Source organism: Bacillus sp. DB-2, assembly GCF_003315125.1.
Classification (GTDB): domain Bacteria; phylum Bacillota; class Bacilli; order Bacillales; family Bacillaceae_G; genus Bacillus_A; species Bacillus_A mycoides.
Map to the genome: position 1 here is coordinate 74,913 of NZ_QNRN01000014.1, position 15,309 is coordinate 90,221.

The 15,309-nt window shown below is 34.5% G+C and carries 14 protein-coding genes; 8 read left to right on the forward strand and 6 right to left on the reverse strand.

All coding sequences use genetic code 11. The features are described 5' to 3' along the window. The first annotated feature begins 17 nt into the window (after positions 1 to 17). The 3 genes from DET63_RS22305 (at position 18) to DET63_RS22310 (ending at position 3,292) form a co-directional block, all read left to right on the forward strand. Entirely contained in the window at positions 18 to 1,289 is a 1,272-nt protein-coding gene (locus tag DET63_RS22305) for a tetratricopeptide repeat protein (RefSeq protein ID WP_016101848.1), read from the forward strand. A gap of 2 nt (positions 1,290 to 1,291) precedes the next feature. Further along, entirely contained in the window at positions 1,292 to 1,423 is a 132-nt protein-coding gene (gene nprX, locus DET63_RS30065; protein WP_002174820.1) for a quorum-signaling peptide NprX, read from the forward strand. A 168-nt stretch (positions 1,424 to 1,591) separates the two neighbouring features. Further along, positions 1,592 to 3,292: a M4 family metallopeptidase gene (locus tag DET63_RS22310; RefSeq protein WP_113937880.1), complete on the forward strand. Its 1,701-nt coding sequence runs from the start codon at positions 1,592 to 1,594 to the stop codon at positions 3,290 to 3,292. 63 nt (positions 3,293 to 3,355) lie between these two features. On the opposite strand, the gene DET63_RS22315 is transcribed toward DET63_RS22310, so the two are convergent. Next, positions 3,356 to 3,904 carry a TVP38/TMEM64 family protein gene (locus tag DET63_RS22315; protein WP_113937881.1) on the reverse strand — a complete coding sequence of 183 codons (549 nt, stop codon included), beginning with the start codon at positions 3,902 to 3,904 and terminating at the stop codon, positions 3,356 to 3,358. Between the two features lie 400 nt (positions 3,905 to 4,304). On the opposite strand from DET63_RS22315, the gene DET63_RS22320 reads away from it, so the two are divergent. Then, positions 4,305 to 4,823 carry an RNase A-like domain-containing lipoprotein gene (locus DET63_RS22320; RefSeq protein WP_002125157.1) on the forward strand — a complete coding sequence of 173 codons (519 nt, stop codon included), beginning with the start codon at positions 4,305 to 4,307 and terminating at the stop codon, positions 4,821 to 4,823. A gap of 15 nt (positions 4,824 to 4,838) precedes the next feature. Further along, a complete protein-coding gene (locus DET63_RS22325; RefSeq protein ID WP_016097207.1) occupies positions 4,839 to 5,111 on the forward strand; it encodes a hypothetical protein in 273 nt (90 codons plus the stop codon). Between the two features lie 54 nt (positions 5,112 to 5,165). Here DET63_RS22325 and DET63_RS22330 read toward each other — a convergent pair whose 3' ends face one another. The 3 genes from DET63_RS22330 to DET63_RS22340 all read right to left on the reverse strand — a co-directional run bounded on the left by DET63_RS22330 (position 5,166) and on the right by DET63_RS22340 (position 9,044). Then, positions 5,166 to 6,428 carry a VanW family protein gene (locus tag DET63_RS22330; RefSeq protein ID WP_113937882.1) on the reverse strand — a complete coding sequence of 421 codons (1,263 nt, stop codon included), beginning with the start codon at positions 6,426 to 6,428 and terminating at the stop codon, positions 5,166 to 5,168. Positions 6,429 to 6,662: 234 nt separating this feature from the next. Next, complete coding sequence (locus DET63_RS22335; protein ID WP_113937883.1) at positions 6,663 to 7,679, reverse strand: LCP family protein; 1,017 nt, start codon at positions 7,677 to 7,679, stop codon at positions 6,663 to 6,665. A gap of 186 nt (positions 7,680 to 7,865) precedes the next feature. Continuing rightward, positions 7,866 to 9,044, reverse strand: a complete 1,179-nt coding sequence (locus DET63_RS22340) for a NupC/NupG family nucleoside CNT transporter (protein WP_113937884.1) — start codon at positions 9,042 to 9,044, stop codon at positions 7,866 to 7,868. A 91-nt stretch (positions 9,045 to 9,135) separates the two neighbouring features. Here DET63_RS22340 and gloA2 point away from each other — a divergent pair, with 91 nt between their 5' ends. From gloA2 to aspA, 3 genes are all read left to right on the forward strand, one after another. After that, positions 9,136 to 9,522, forward strand: coding sequence for an SMU1112c/YaeR family gloxylase I-like metalloprotein (gloA2, locus tag DET63_RS22345; RefSeq protein WP_060751662.1), 387 nt, complete (start codon positions 9,136 to 9,138; stop codon positions 9,520 to 9,522). Positions 9,523 to 9,629: 107 nt separating this feature from the next. Further along, positions 9,630 to 10,928 (forward strand): hemolysin family protein, encoded by a 1,299-nt coding sequence (locus tag DET63_RS22350; protein WP_113937885.1) that lies wholly within the window; start codon positions 9,630 to 9,632, stop codon positions 10,926 to 10,928. A gap of 180 nt (positions 10,929 to 11,108) precedes the next feature. Next, positions 11,109 to 12,542 (forward strand): aspartate ammonia-lyase, encoded by a 1,434-nt coding sequence (aspA, locus tag DET63_RS22355; protein WP_002029742.1) that lies wholly within the window; start codon positions 11,109 to 11,111, stop codon positions 12,540 to 12,542. A gap of 38 nt (positions 12,543 to 12,580) precedes the next feature. Here aspA and DET63_RS22360 read toward each other — a convergent pair whose 3' ends face one another. Continuing rightward, the gene (locus tag DET63_RS22360) at positions 12,581 to 14,200 is read right to left on the reverse strand and encodes a lactate permease LctP family transporter (protein ID WP_113937886.1); all 1,620 of its coding nucleotides are present in this window, start codon (positions 14,198 to 14,200) and stop codon (positions 12,581 to 12,583) included. A 203-nt stretch (positions 14,201 to 14,403) separates the two neighbouring features. Further along, positions 14,404 to 14,832 (reverse strand): TlpA disulfide reductase family protein, encoded by a 429-nt coding sequence (locus DET63_RS22365; protein WP_080001734.1) that lies wholly within the window; start codon positions 14,830 to 14,832, stop codon positions 14,404 to 14,406. Between the last annotated feature and the right edge of the window lie 477 nt (positions 14,833 to 15,309).

Genomic DNA, 15,309 nt, shown 5'->3' on the forward strand with positions numbered 1-15,309 from the left:
GAGAATGGAGGAGGACAATGCAACAAACATTAGAAAAAATAGGCAAGCAAGTTTTTTATAAACGGCTACAGCAAAAAATGACACAAGAAGAATTATGTCAGGGCATTTGTTCTGTCTCATACTTAAGTAAGATCGAAAATGGAAAGATTGAAGCATCAGAAGAAATTCTACAATTGCTCTGCACAAGACTAGAAATTGCTGTGACGGATTTGAGAGATGTAGAAGAAGATGTGAAGGTGAAGTTGGACGAGTGGTTGAATGCATTAGTTCATTTGGACAAGCAACAAGTAGAGCGCATATACGAAGAGTTGCAAGGTGAAATGAAGCATGTGTTGGATTTTGAAATTATAAATTATTATAAACTGCTGTATACACGTTATTTAATTATGAAAAGGGATATATCTGCAATTGAAGAAGAATTAGAGAGATTAAAGAAAGTCTACAAAAAGTATTCTCCATTTCAGAAGTTATTATATACGTACAGTAGAGGGTTATTGTGCTGTTTGCAGTATAGATGGAAGGATGGACTAGACCACTTATTAAAAACAGAAGTAATGGCCAAGGAACAAGGGTATCATGAAACGGGTATGTACTATAATATAGCGCTTGCATATACTCATTTAGATATTCATCACCTTGCAATTCATTTTGTGAATATAGCATTAGAAGGATTTCGTAGTGAATATAAGTTTAGAAATATAATTAATTGCCAGATACTTATTGCAGTAAGTTACACAGAAAAAGGTCAGTATGAAGAGGCCTTAAGAATGTATGAGAGTATATTGAGGGAGGCCACATCTTTTGCGGATAAGGATGTACTTTTAGCTATTACTTTAAGCAATATGGGAAGTATATATTATAAAAAAAGCAAATATCAGCAGGCGAAGAAATATTATTTGGATAGTCTGCAACTTCAAAAACAAGTAGATTTAAACTATCTAGATACAATATATGAACTGGCATTAGTATGCATTAAATTAGAAGAATTAGAAGAGGCAAAAGAATGGATTGATAAGGGAATTGTTGCAGCAAAACAAGAAGAGAGATTTAATGCAAAGTTATATTTGCTTTTAATTCTTAGATATAAACATTTTGAAGAAGCAAAAGATTATAAAGTATTTTTGGAAAATGAGGCTATTCCTTTGTATAAATCTGCGGGAAATAAAATAGAATTAAAGAAAGTATACGTTGAACTCGCAGAACATTTCGCTAGTTTATCGAGATTTGAGGAAAGTAATCGATATTATAGGTTAGTTATTGATTTGATGAATGATAATAAGGAGGAGTGAAAATGAAAAAGATGGTATTTGGAGTATTGGCGTTTATAGTAACTCTTACAGTTGCTGGAGGAATACATCAGTATAGTAGTAAACCTGATATCGTTGGTCAACAAGCTAAAACGGTTCAACAAATTAATTCATAACCAAAAAACCCCTTTCCAAACGGAAAGGGGTTTCTCAATATTTGCTCCCGAAAATTCTACAAAACTTGAGAAAACAATTATTTGAATTTTTAGTATATTAATAATGGAAACATAATGATAATATGAAACTACTCTTTTTCAAAAATTTTTTATTAGGGGGAATGTTAGATGAAAAAGAAGAGTTTAGCGTTAGTGTTAGCGGCAGGAATGGCAGTTACTACGTTCGGAGGGACAGGCTCTGCATTTGCGGATTCTAAAAATGTACTCTCTACTAAGAAGTACAATGAGACGGTACAGTCACCTGAGTTTATTTCTGGTGATCTAACTGGAGCGACTGGTAAGAAAGCGGAATCTGTTGTGTTTGATTACTTAAACGCGGCAAAAGGTGATTATAAGTTAGGGGAAAAGAGTGCGCAAGATTCTTTCAAAGTGAAACAAGTGAAAAAAGACGCTGTAACTGATTCAACAGTAGTACGTATGCAACAAGTTTACGAGGGAGTACCTGTATGGGGATCTACTCAAGTAGCTCACGTAAGTAAAGATGGTTCTTTAAAGGTATTGTCTGGAACAGTTGCGCCTGATTTAGACAAAAAGGAAAAGTTAAAAAACAAAAATAAGATTGAAGGCGCAAAAGCAATTGAAATCGCGCAGCAAGATTTAGGAGTAACACCTAAATATGAGGTAGAACCAAAAGCGGACTTATATGTATATCAAAACGGTGAAGAAACGACATATGCATACGTTGTAAATCTAAACTTCTTAGATCCAAGCCCAGGAAATTACTACTATTTCATTGAGGCGGAAAGCGGTAAAGTATTAAATAAGTTTAATACAATTGATCATGTAACAAATGATGATAAGTCTCCTGTTAAACAAGATGCTCCTAAACAGGATGCGAAAGCGGTTATAAAGCCTGTAACAGGAACGAATAAAGTAGGAACTGGTAAAGGTGTATTAGGAGATACGAAATCGCTTAATACAACGTTATCTGGATCATCTTACTACTTGCAAGATAATACGCGCGGAGCAACAATTTTCACATATGATGCGAAAAATCGTTCGACGTTACCAGGAACATTATGGGCAGATGCAGATAATGTTTTCAATGCAGCGTATGATGCAGCAGCAGTAGATGCTCATTACTATGCAGGTAAAACATATGATTACTATAAAGATACATTTAACCGAAATTCTATTAATGATGCAGGAGCACCATTAAAATCAACTGTTCATTACGGAAGTAAGTATAATAATGCATTCTGGAACGGTTCACAAATGGTATACGGAGATGGTGATGGTGTAACATTCACTTCATTATCTGGTGGTATTGACGTAATTGGTCACGAATTAACGCATGCAGTTACGGAAAATAGCTCGAATTTAATTTATCAAAATGAATCAGGAGCATTAAATGAAGCAATTTCTGATATCTTTGGTACGTTAGTAGAATTCTATGATAACCGTAACCCGGATTGGGAGATTGGTGAAGATATTTACACGCCTGGTAAAGCAGGAGATGCACTGCGTTCTATGAGTGATCCAACGAAATATGGTGATCCAGACCATTATTCTAAGCGTTACACTGGTTCAAGTGATAACGGTGGCGTTCATACAAACAGTGGTATTATTAACAAACAAGCTTATTTATTAGCAAATGGTGGTACGCATTCTGGTGTAACTGTAACTGGTATCGGTAAAGATAAATTAGGTGCGATTTACTACCGTGCAAATACACAGTATTTCACGCAATCTACTACATTTAGTCAAGCTCGTGCTGGTGCAGTACAAGCTGCAGCTGATTTATATGGTGCTAGCTCTGCAGAAGTAGCAGCAGTTAAGCAATCATTTAGTGCTGTTGGTGTAAACTAAGGCTTTAAGGGATAGTTATTAATAAAATACCTCAAAAATAAAGAAGGAGCATAGGCTCCTTCTTTATTTTTTTCTCCATTTTTTCCACAAATAAAATAATCCAACACAACCCGCGATTGTTATAATCCACTTCGCTTCATTTGTTCCGTTTATGACATGATATGCAGAATATACTTCAATCAATAAGGCCGGTATTTTCCCTATTGTGCTGGCAATACTGAAAGAGAGTAATGACATCTTGCCTAGAGCTGCAAATAAAGTAACGATACTGGACGGAATGAAAGGAATAAAACGAAAAGATAGGACGAGTAGAAATGCCTCCCTGCCTTCTACGTAAAGAAGGCGCTCTACCTTTGGATACTTATTTACTTTATCGTGAGTGAACCTTTGAAGGCCTATACGATAAATATAAAACGAGATAATAGCCCCTAATGCCTCGCCTGTGATCGAAATGATTGTACCATTTGTTACACCGAAGAGTTGTATATTAATAGCGGTCAAAAAAATACTAGGGATAAAACCTAAAAGACTGATGATGATGTTGATTAAGATACTAAGTGGAATTGCGATTGAATAATAATCTGTTAAGAAGTTTTGAATTGTTTCAACCATTTTATAAAATCCTTTATCTTTTTTTGCATTACACCATATTTCTATTGTATAGGCAAGTGCAAATTTACATAATGTAGAAAACAGTTGATAGAAAGCTGTTTATATACCTTATGTAGGTATTGGGTATATAAAAACAGGGGTATATTTAACTTATTTGAAAAACACTCCGAAAATCCTATATTTAAAGGGCTCGTGGAGTGTTTTGATTGGTGTTTTCATCCGGGAAATAATTATAAAAACATGGGGGTATATTTTAAGAAGGGCGAAAAACAGTGATTTGATGAAAGGGGGGGTGGAAAATATAGCAAAATGAATGAGGATTTTAAAACCGTATACATTTTTTCTTTGTGAAATTGACTTTTAGTGGAGTTACGATAATAATCATGGAAGAGGTGATACGATGAAACGATTAAGTAGTCTTTTCTTGAGTAGTTTATTGGCACTAATGCTGATTTTAAGTGGATGTGCAGGAAAAGAACAAAAAACAGAAAAACCAAAAGAGGATCATTCTACATCAGTAGAAAAAATTAGTGATAATATTTTAGATGAAATGGAAGGGCCACCTAAAAATGGTCATACGATTGAAAGGCATGTAGGCAAATCGGAAGAGGATTTGAAGAATCGTTTGAAGACAGATAAAGTTTCAGCGGCAAGTACATACTATGATAAGGAAACAGCGACAAAGGCTGTGAAAGATAGTTTAAAACAACATGATAAAGAAATTCAGGATTGGTTGAAAAACTCTAAAGAGGCTCGTCTTGTATTGAATACAACTCATTCATTCCCAGTTGGAAAAACAGTAATAAAGAAAAATATGAATGTAAAAGACAAGCTAGTAAAGACTGTTACTGTTTTAGCGAGAGATAAATCAGGAAATCTAGGATTTAAGATTATTACTTCTTATCCATCAGATAAATAAAGGGGGGGAGTATATATGTATCCAACATTACAATACTTTCTTAAATCGTACTGTACGTTAAGTATTCATGAGGATGAAATAGTAAGCGTGATGGAAGAGTTTATAGAGCAAGAGGACGAAGAGATTGTTTTGAAATTACGCGATGAATTAGTAAATATGAAGAAAAAGAACGCGTGGGAAGAAGCGTGCGTATTAGCTGCGAAGCAAGGCAATCGTGTGTGGTCTTTAGAAGAAACGAAAGATCATCTGGAAAATTTTTTACTATTATTGCAAAAGAAAAAGGCGTGAGTAGATCACGCCTTTTTGTATACGCTTTTTGAAATTTGTCCGTTTGATATTATCTCATTGTTTTGGGGCACTTTTATATACGCTTTTTGAAATTTGTCCATTTGAGAGTACTTCACCGTTTTGTGTTACTTTTTTATACGTAACCGCTGTTATTTTATCACCAGTATTACTAACTACTTGAGAAGAAACTTCAACATTTTTACCAGTATTTGTACCGAAAATACGTGTAGTAATACTACCGCCATTTGAAAATGCTTGAATGTAAATATGCTTACCTGTATTGTTTTTAAATTTTAAATCCGGACCATAATCTGCTACTGCTGCATCTTGCCCAAGTGGTAAATAATTTACGGGCATAGAATGATTGCTTCGAGAAACAATTCCTAAATCTGCCCTTAAAGCTGCGCTGTATAAAGTACTACTTACTTGGCAAACACCTCCGCCTGCACTTTGTATAACTTTACCTTGTGAATATACTGCTGCGGATTTATAACCATGTGCAGCATCAGTTACGCCAACACGGCCATTAAAACTAAACGTTTCATCAGGTGCTACAATAACTCCACTTAAAGTATTAGCTGACTTATTTACATTATAGGACTGATTTCCATTACGGCCAGCCATTGGGGTAGAGTATTCAGCAATCACTTCTTTAATCCCCATTTGTTGTATATCTTCTGTAGAACGTTCAGGTTTTATTAGTGTAACTGGTAATACAACATCGGATGTGCCAGAAGTAATAGCTGCGCTTGTTAAATCGGTTAATTTTCCTTTATCAATTTTTTCCCCAGTTTGACTTTGGCTAATATTTACTGTAGAGCCTTCAACACTTAATTCGGCGTTGACAGGATTTTTTAATGTTTCATTATATTTATCCTTTATAAAGGTTTCATAAGTTGTTGTATTTAATTGTGGTGTTAATTTATAGTCACGTTTTACTTCACCGTTTTCAGCTTGCTTACGCATGTTGTAACGATTCATTACGTTCCCTTCTTGTTCTTTAAAGATATTGTCGACAATATCCTTCTCTTTATAATCTACTCCTAAATCTTTCCACGTGTAATTTTGCTTATCATTTTGGAATACGTAGTTAAGAGGTTTTTGATTTAATTCATTCACCTTTTGATTAACAAGGGCTTGAATAGCTGCTTTATTTTTTCCATCAAGAGAAATACCTTCAAATGTAGTGTTTGGTAGTGCAGTTGTATTTAGTTGATTATTTAATTTGGATACATATTGATATCCACCAACACCACCAACGCAAAGTAATATGCCACCAGCGATAGCGGAACCGATCAGGATTTTGCCTAGCTTCATTTATTTCCCCCCAGAAAAATTTGTATAAATATATGTATTACATTTTTTGTATAAAAATGATGAAAATAACATTATGTACGTCCTAGTATACTATTATTTTCACTACGTGTGTAATGTTTTCATAAAAAATGTTACACTGCTGTAATAATTGTCTCTTTTTGTCACAATATGAATGAGAAATATGTTGAAAATTATAATAAAAAGGCTGCTTAGAAAAATCTAGCAGCCTTTTTATTATAATTTTTTATGCTCATTTTTATTCGTAACACCGAGATGTTCTTGAAGTGTTGTCGATATATCATTAACACTCTTTTCGTTTGGAACGTAATAATAAATACCACCTATATATTTATCAGTACCTTCCACTTGCAATTTATCCATTTTTAAATTTGAATCCATTGAATTTTTTGCAATAGTTATCATATCATCAAAAGTTAAATTTGTTTTTAAGTCTGTATCGACAGCATCTAATAGGCTTCCGATTTTATTAATGGAATTGAGAGATAGTGCTTTCTCAGCAATAGCTTCTAAAACAAGTTGTTGTCGTTGACCGCGCATATAATCACTGTCAATATGGCGAGTTCTAGCTAGTGCAAGTGCTTCTTCTCCATTTAAATGTTGACGTCCTTTTTTGAGGTGAATTGCATCTGCTTCGTCGCTACTATTTTGTTCTGTGAACTCAACGGGAACGTCGACAGTTATACCACCTAGAGAATCAACGATCTTGATAAAGGATTTGAAATTAAATTTTACATAGTAATCAACTGGGACATCTAAAAAGTTTTCTACTGTATCAATTGTGCTGTCTACACCACCAAATACGTGTGCGTGTGTGATTTTATCATATTTATCACGTGATTTAATGTAGACGCGTGAGTCACGTGGAATGCTGACAAGTTTAACTGATTTATCATTTTTATTAATTGTTGCAAGTAATAATGCATCCGTACGAGTTGCTTTTCCGTAACCTTTTTCCCTGATATCACTTTCATCAACACCCATAATAAGGACAGAAATGTTGTCAGTCATAGGTTTAACAGCTTTTTCACGTTTGCTGGATTTATCTCCCCGGCCGAGTTCAGAATAGGCATTGCTTAAGACAGATTTTGCTTTACTGTATATATGGAAGGAATAGCCTCCTGCTCCCATTGCTACAATAAGTAATGGAATGAGAATGAACCAAAGTAGGCGTTTTTTCTTTAATTGTTTTTTTGTGGTTCGATTATTTTTGTTAACGTCGGATTTCATCATTTGTTCTCCTTTAAAACTATCAAAGTGTATATATCTAGAAGCGTATTAAAACACATAAAAAATATTTTACGCTAAATAAAATGGATTGTACATGTATAAAAAATAGATGTCTCGATTATTTATGAGACATCTATTCGTTATTGTATACAAAAGATAAGGATAAGAAAATGATAAAATTTTACCTAATTACAACATAATACTTACAATAATTGCAGATAGAATACTAACGAGAGTAGCTCCGTATAGTAATTTTAAGCCGAACCGGGCAACAACATTTCCTTGTTCTTCGTTTAACCCTTTTACAGCACCGGAAATAATTCCAATGGAAGAAAAGTTGGCAAAAGAAACGAGGAAGACAGAAATAATACCAACTGTACGGATAGAGAGAGTGCTGGAAATTTTACTAAGATCCATCATTGCTACAAATTCATTTGTTACAAGCTTTGTTGCCATAATGCTACCAGCTGTGACAATCTCAGAACTTGGTACGCCGATAAGAAATGCAATAGGGGCGAATACATAGCCTATTAGTTGTTGGAAAGTAATGCCGAATATAATGAGGAATAGGTCATTAATACAACTCATTAATGCGACGAATCCAATGAGCATAGCGCCGACGACAATTGCTACGCGAAAACCATCAAGGATGTATTCTCCGAGCATTTCAAAAAAACTTTGCTTTTCACCTTTTATTTCTAAAATATCTTCGTCGTCGTTAACGTCGTAAGGATTAATAATGAGTACGATAATAAAACCGCTAAATAAGTTCAGAACGAGTGCGGTTACTACATATTTTGGTTCGATCATCGTCATATAGGCACCAACAATGGACATAGATACGGTAGACATAGCAGAGGCGCAAAGTGTATAAAGTCGATGTTTTGGGATTTGAGCTAATTGTTTTTTTACCGTAATAAAAACTTCTGATTGGCCGACAATAGCGGAAGCGATGGCATTGTAAGATTCTAATTTCCCAAGACCATTTATTTTGCTAAGAAAGAAACCAATCCAATGAATAAATAATGGTAGTATTTTGAAATGTTGTAATATACCAATTAAGACGGAAATAAACACAATCGGTAATAATACATTAAGGAAAAATGGCATTTCACCTTTGTTTGCAAGACCTCCAAATACAAAATTTATACCAGATGCAGCATAGTCGAGTAACTTTGTAAACAGGTTGGAAATTATCGTAATAAGGATGAGGCCAATTTCTGTATTTAATAATAAATAGGTTAAAATTAACTGTATAATAAGCATGATGAAAATTGGCTTGAATTTAATATGTTTTTTATTGTTACTAGCGATGTAGGCAAGGAGAAAAACAACGATAAGTCCAACGAAAAAAGTGATAAATTTCATAATAAGCCCCCTAAAAGAGATATTCTGCTATATATGTTTTTCATTTTAAGGGAGAATATGCATCTTTGGTAAAGAAAGGAATAGAGAGAGCATGAATATATGTAGAGTGCACCACGTTGCAATTATTTGTTCGAATTATGAACTGTCAAAGGATTTTTATACTCGGATATTAGGTTTTAAAGCGATAAATGAAGTATATAGAAAAGAACGAGATTCTTATAAGTTAGATTTATGTGTAGGGGAAGAGTATCAAATTGAATTATTTTCATTTCCTAGTCCACCTAAGCGCCCAAGTTTTCCAGAAGCAGCTGGACTTAGACATTTAGCATTTGCTGTTACAAATATAGAAGAAGCTGTAAACCATTTAAAACAATGCGGTGTGGAGACTGAAGCGATACGTATGGATGAAATTACGGATAAAAAATTTGTCTTTTTCCAAGATCCTGATGGCTTGCCTTTAGAATTGTATGAGGCTTGAAATTGGTGAATTTTATATAGGGTTGCTTTCAAATAAATGAAGAAACTAAAGTGAAACTTCTTTTTTAAAGGAGGTGTAACTTTAGCTAAGAAAGCTAAAGGACATATGTGGATATTTTAAAATTACTGATGGTAGCCATCCTTATTGCGTTAACAGCATTTTTTGTGGCTGTTGAGTTTGCAATCATAAAGGTGCGTAGCAGTCGTATCGATCAACTCGTTAGTGAAAAAAGACGAGGCGCATTGGCAGCTAAAAAAGTAACTTCAAATTTAGATGAGTATTTATCGGCATGTCAGTTAGGAATTACGATTACTGCTTTAGGGCTCGGGTGGTTAGGAGAACCGACGATTAAACATTTACTCGAACCGCTGTTTTTAAAATTGGATTTATCTCCTGCAATTACAAGTACAGTTTCATTTATTATTGCATTTGCAGTTATTACGTTTTTACATGTTGTAATTGGTGAACTCGCTCCAAAGACTTTTGCAATCCAAAAAGCAGAGCAAGTTAGCTTATTATTATCAAAGCCCCTTATTTATTTTTACCGAGTTATGTATCCATTTATTTGGGCTTTAAATGGCTCTGCACGATTTGTGACAGGCTTATTTGGTTTACATCCTGCTTCTGAACATGAAGTTGCGCATTCTGAGGAGGAACTAAGATTAATCTTGTCTGAGAGTTATGAGAGTGGCGAGATTAATCAAACTGAATTTAAATATGTGAATAACATCTTTGAATTTGATAACAGGGTAGCAAAGGAAATTATGGTACCTCGTACTGAAGTTGTTGGCTTATATGAAGATGAGCCGTTTGAGACACATATTAAAGTAATTGCACAAGAAAAATATACGAGATATCCAGTATTTGGTGAAGATAAAGATGAAATTATTGGGATGGTTAATGTAAAGGACTTATTTATTCGTTATATGGATGGTAATCGAGATGAAGAGTGTTCGATTACACCATATACACGTCCAGTTATTGAAGTGTTAGAAAATATCCCAATCCATGATTTACTATTGCAAATGCAGAGAAGGCACATTCCATTAGCTGTATTATATGATGAATATGGTGGCACAGCAGGGATTGTTACATTGGAAGATATTTTAGAAGAAATTGTTGGAGAAATCCGAGATGAATACGATGAAGATGAGCATCCACCTATAGAACATATAAGTGAAGTGTGTAAAATTGTAGAGGGGAAAGTGCTTATTAGCGAAGTAAATGATTTATTTGGCATACATTTGGTCGCTGATGATGTTGATACAATTGGTGGTTGGATTATGGTACAAAAGCAAATCGTTGCTGAAGGAGATATTATTGAAAAACACGGCTTTTCTTTTAAAGTTCTTGAAAAGGATATGCATCAAATTAAGCGAGTTGAAATAAAGAAAGTAGAAGAATGAATGGATTTTCTATTATATAAACTTTAATAAAAAGTATATATAGAAAAATAAATGTTTGCGCTTTCAAAAAGGTGCTATATAGTGAAAGTGGATACTGAAGAATTCATTTAATGATACTCGTATTTTATAGGGCGAATTCTTTAGATAAGGATTTAGAATGAAAAGTATAGGTGATGAAAAATGATAGCAACGAAGGATATACGTATAGAAAAAGATTTTTTAGGTGAAAAGGAAGTACCGAGTGTAGCTTATTATGGTGTACAAACATTACGTGCCGTAGAAAACTTTCCTATTACAGGATACCGCATTCATCCGTCACTCATTACGGCAATGGCAATTGTAAAAAAAGCGGCAGCGCTTGCGAATATAGATACAGGTTACTTAGCTAAAGATATCGGACAAGAAATTGCAGAAGCGGCACAAGAGATTGTTGATGGAAAGTTCCATGATCAATTTATCGTAGACCCGATTCAAGGCGGAGCAGGGACTTCAATTAATATGAATACTAATGAAGTAATTGCTAATAGAGCGCTAGAACGTATGGGATACGAAAAAGGTGAATATGCGAAAATTAGTCCAAACACTCATGTGAACATGGCCCAATCAACAAATGATGCGTTCCCAACTGGGATTCATATAGCAACTCTTATGATGCTGGAAGAACTTCTTGTTACAATGGAAGAACTTCACTCTGCTTTTCATGATAAAGCAAAAGAATTTGATCACGTTATTAAAATGGGGCGTACGCATTTGCAAGATGCAGTTCCAATTCGCCTTGGACAAGAATTTGAAGCATATAGCAGAGTGCTAGAGCGTGATATAAAAAGAATTAAACAGTCTCGTCAACATTTATACGAAGTTAATATGGGTGCGACAGCTGTCGGTACGGGATTAAATGCAAACCCTACTTATATAGAACAAGTTGTGAAGCATTTACGAACTTTTAGTGGTTTCCCTCTTGTTGGTGCAGAGCACTTAGTTGATGCGACGCAAAACACAGATGCATATACAGAAGTATCTGCAGCACTAAAAGTATGTATGATGAATATGTCTAAAATTGCAAATGACCTTCGTATTATGGCGTCTGGTCCACGTGTTGGGTTGGCGGAAATTCAATTACCAGCTCGTCAACCAGGTTCATCTATTATGCCGGGGAAAGTAAATCCAGTTATGGCAGAAGTAATTAACCAAGTTGCTTTCCAAGTAATTGGAAATGACCATACAATTTGCTTAGCGTCAGAAGCTGGACAATTAGAGTTAAATGTAATGGAGCCGGTATTAGTATTTAATTTAATTCAATCCATCAGTATTATGAATAACGGTTTCCGTGTATTCCGTGAATACTGTATAAAGGGAATTACAGCGAATGAAGAGTTGCTTAAGCAATATGTTGAAAAAAGTGTTGGAGTTATTACAGCAGTGAATCCTCATATTGGTTATGAAGCAGCTTCTCGCATTGCACGTGAAGCAATTGCGACAGGAAAATCTGTTAGGGAGCTATGTTTAGAACATGGTGTACTTACAGCAGAAGAGCTTGATATTATTTTGGATCCATACGAAATGACGCATCCTGAAATTGCTGGTGCTTCTTTATTAAAGACTAAAAAAATGTAATGTAAAAAGCACCGATCCATTTGGATCGGTGCTTTTTTTTAGAAGATATTAAATACAGCGTTTAATTGAAGTAAGCTAATAATAGCTAAGAAGATTAAACTATATTTCATTACTATTTTAAATAGAGCAGATTCTTGACCAACTAGTCCAACTGCTGCACAAGCAACTGCTACAGATTGTGGTGAAACCATTTTTGCGATTGTACCACCAACTACGTTTAATGAAACGAGAGTAGATGGTACGATGTTTAACTGATCGGCAGTTACTGCTTGAAGTGGTGCGAATAATGAACCACTTGATACGACTGAACCTGTAATGAATACGCCAATCCATCCTAAGATTGGAGAAAGAACTGGGAATGCATTTCCTGTAGAAGAGAATGCAAGTCCAAGTGTAGATGACATACCAGAGTAGTTTTCTACGTAAGCTAAAGCGATAACGCTACAAATTGTATATACTGGAACTTTTAGTTCTTTTATTGTTTCGATCATTAATTCTTTAATCATTTTGCCGTTTACACGGTAGACGATAAGTGAAACGATGATTGCTAATACAATCGCAGTAGTTGTAGAAGAGAATACATCTAGTTTGAAAATCGCTGCGAAAGGTGTATCAGCCTTTGTAATTGGTGCAGTTTTCATAACCGCATTATGAAGACCAGGGAATTGAATGTTAAATACTAAGTTTGCCAATGGACCATCCGGAGCAAATAAAGCTTTAATTGGTTTTAAATTAAAGATTGTTACAAATGCAGTTAAGAATACGAATGGGGACCAAGCATATAAAATTTGATTGAATGTATGAGATTCTTTTTCTTCTTGTTTTTCTTCTTTAGCAGAAGATTTTGGTTGCCAAACACGTAAGAATAATGTAAGAGCGACCATACTTACGACTGCTGCGAAAATATTAGTAAGTTCAGCGCCTAAGAAGTAAGTCACAAGGAACTGAGTAATTGCGAAAGAAACACCACTTACAAGAATACCTTGCCAAGTTTCTTTAATGCCTTTAAATCCATCTACCATTGAAACAAGTAAGAACGGTAAAACAATGCTAATGAATGGCAAAATGTAAACAGCTTGACGACCGACAGTTAATGCATCTAGCCCAGTTAATTGTGCAGGTACTGTAACTGGAATACCCATAGCACCCATAGCGCCACCAGCGATATTAGCTACTAAGCAAATACCTGCTGCTTTTAATGGATTAAAGCCCATACCTACAAGTAATGCAGCTGTAATAGCAACTGGAACACCGAAACCAGCTGCGCCTTCTAAGAAAGCACCGAAAGAATAAGCGATTAATAATACTTGTAAACGCTGATCATTTGTAATACTTGAAATGCTATCACGAATGACATTGAATTGTTCTGTTTTAACAGTTAATTTGTAAAGGAAGATAGCTGCGATAACGATAGTACAAATTGGATAAAATCCAGATAAAACACCGAATCCGGCAGATGCTACAGCTACAGTTGCGGGCATTTTATAAACAAATATAGCAAGAATAATAGCGACGATCACACTATAAAGCCCAGCCATGTAACCTTTCATTTTGAATCCCACTAAACAAATAATGAAGCAAAAAATTGGGAGTGCTGCGATTAGTGCAGATAACCAAATATTGTTTAATGGGTCATAAATTTGTGTCCAAGTACTCATAATAATGACAACTCCTATCTATTATATGTGAAGAAATTCACATTATTTGTGAAACTATTCACAATCAACTTACATGCTTAGTATATTCTCCTTCAACACTATTGTCAACGTGAAAAAGTATAATTATTCCATAATAGTATTAAAAGTAACATTTTGTTCATAAAGTAGACAAAAAGCGTAATCAAATTGATTTGATTACGCTTTTATAAATTATTTACATATTCTTTCATTTTTTCATATGTCATTGGTCCTACATGCTTATATTGAATGACACCGTTTGAATCGATGACAAAAGATGTTGGAATACTGATAATCTGATATGCGGCACTTGCCTGTCCTTTCTGATCTAATAGGACGGGAAAGGTATATTTGTTTTCTTCAAGAAATTGTTTTACATTGTTCGGGTCTTTTTCAGTAGCTGTCGCATTTACAGCGACAATTTCAATCCCCATATCTTTAGTATCGTGATAAAACTTCTCCATATCAGGCATTTCTATTTTGCATGGACCACACCAGCTTGCCCAAAAATTCAATATTACTTTTTTTCCTTTATAGTCTGTAAGACGAACTTCTTGACCAGTGGTTGTTTCTAGAAGGAAATTGCGGGCAACATTGCCAACTTCAGTTCCAATGGGGGGTGTTTGATTTTGAAGCTATATCTTCTTTGTTGTCTAATAGGAAGTGATCGATAATAGTCCAGCCAACCGCAATGCTAATTAACGCAATAATAAACCATTTTTTAATATTACATCATCCTCCTTACTTAAATTTCCTTTTTATCGTAACAAAGTGGTTAAATATGGTCAAATTACTTTACGATAGGTTATCAATTATGGACGATATTTTACAATATCATTACTGTACATTTCAGTAAGGTGAAAATATAACAAAAAGCCTGATAAAACAACGTTTGTAAGCAAAGTATTGCTAGCCCTTTGTTTTGCTTTTTTATTGTATCATATAGTATAATATTCAAAATCAGGTGGGATTTTTTCTTGAACTGTGTGCTGATAAAAGTCGGAAAATTTTCTCAGCATTATAGGTTGATAAAGTTATGTCGTAACAGGAAATATAAGAACAGATATATAAATAAATAAAAAGAAAATAAA

Coding starts and splice junctions, on each gene's coding strand:
- aspA (WP_002029742.1), top strand. CDS start 11,109: ATGATAGCAACGAAGGATATACGTATAGAAAAAGATTTTTTAGGTGAA.
- DET63_RS22310 (WP_113937880.1), top strand. CDS start 1,592: ATGAAAAAGAAGAGTTTAGCGTTAGTGTTAGCGGCAGGAATGGCAGTT.
- DET63_RS22325 (WP_016097207.1), top strand. CDS start 4,839: ATGTATCCAACATTACAATACTTTCTTAAATCGTACTGTACGTTAAGT.
- DET63_RS22330 (WP_113937882.1), bottom strand. CDS start 6,428: ATGAAGCTAGGCAAAATCCTGATCGGTTCCGCTATCGCTGGTGGCATA.
- nprX (WP_002174820.1), top strand. CDS start 1,292: ATGAAAAAGATGGTATTTGGAGTATTGGCGTTTATAGTAACTCTTACA.
- gloA2 (WP_060751662.1), top strand. CDS start 9,136: ATGAATATATGTAGAGTGCACCACGTTGCAATTATTTGTTCGAATTAT.
- DET63_RS22340 (WP_113937884.1), bottom strand. CDS start 9,044: ATGAAATTTATCACTTTTTTCGTTGGACTTATCGTTGTTTTTCTCCTT.
- DET63_RS22315 (WP_113937881.1), bottom strand. CDS start 3,904: ATGGTTGAAACAATTCAAAACTTCTTAACAGATTATTATTCAATCGCA.
- DET63_RS22320 (WP_002125157.1), top strand. CDS start 4,305: ATGAAACGATTAAGTAGTCTTTTCTTGAGTAGTTTATTGGCACTAATG.
- DET63_RS22305 (WP_016101848.1), top strand. CDS start 18: ATGCAACAAACATTAGAAAAAATAGGCAAGCAAGTTTTTTATAAACGG.
- DET63_RS22335 (WP_113937883.1), bottom strand. CDS start 7,679: ATGATGAAATCCGACGTTAACAAAAATAATCGAACCACAAAAAAACAA.
- DET63_RS22360 (WP_113937886.1), bottom strand. CDS start 14,200: ATGAGTACTTGGACACAAATTTATGACCCATTAAACAATATTTGGTTA.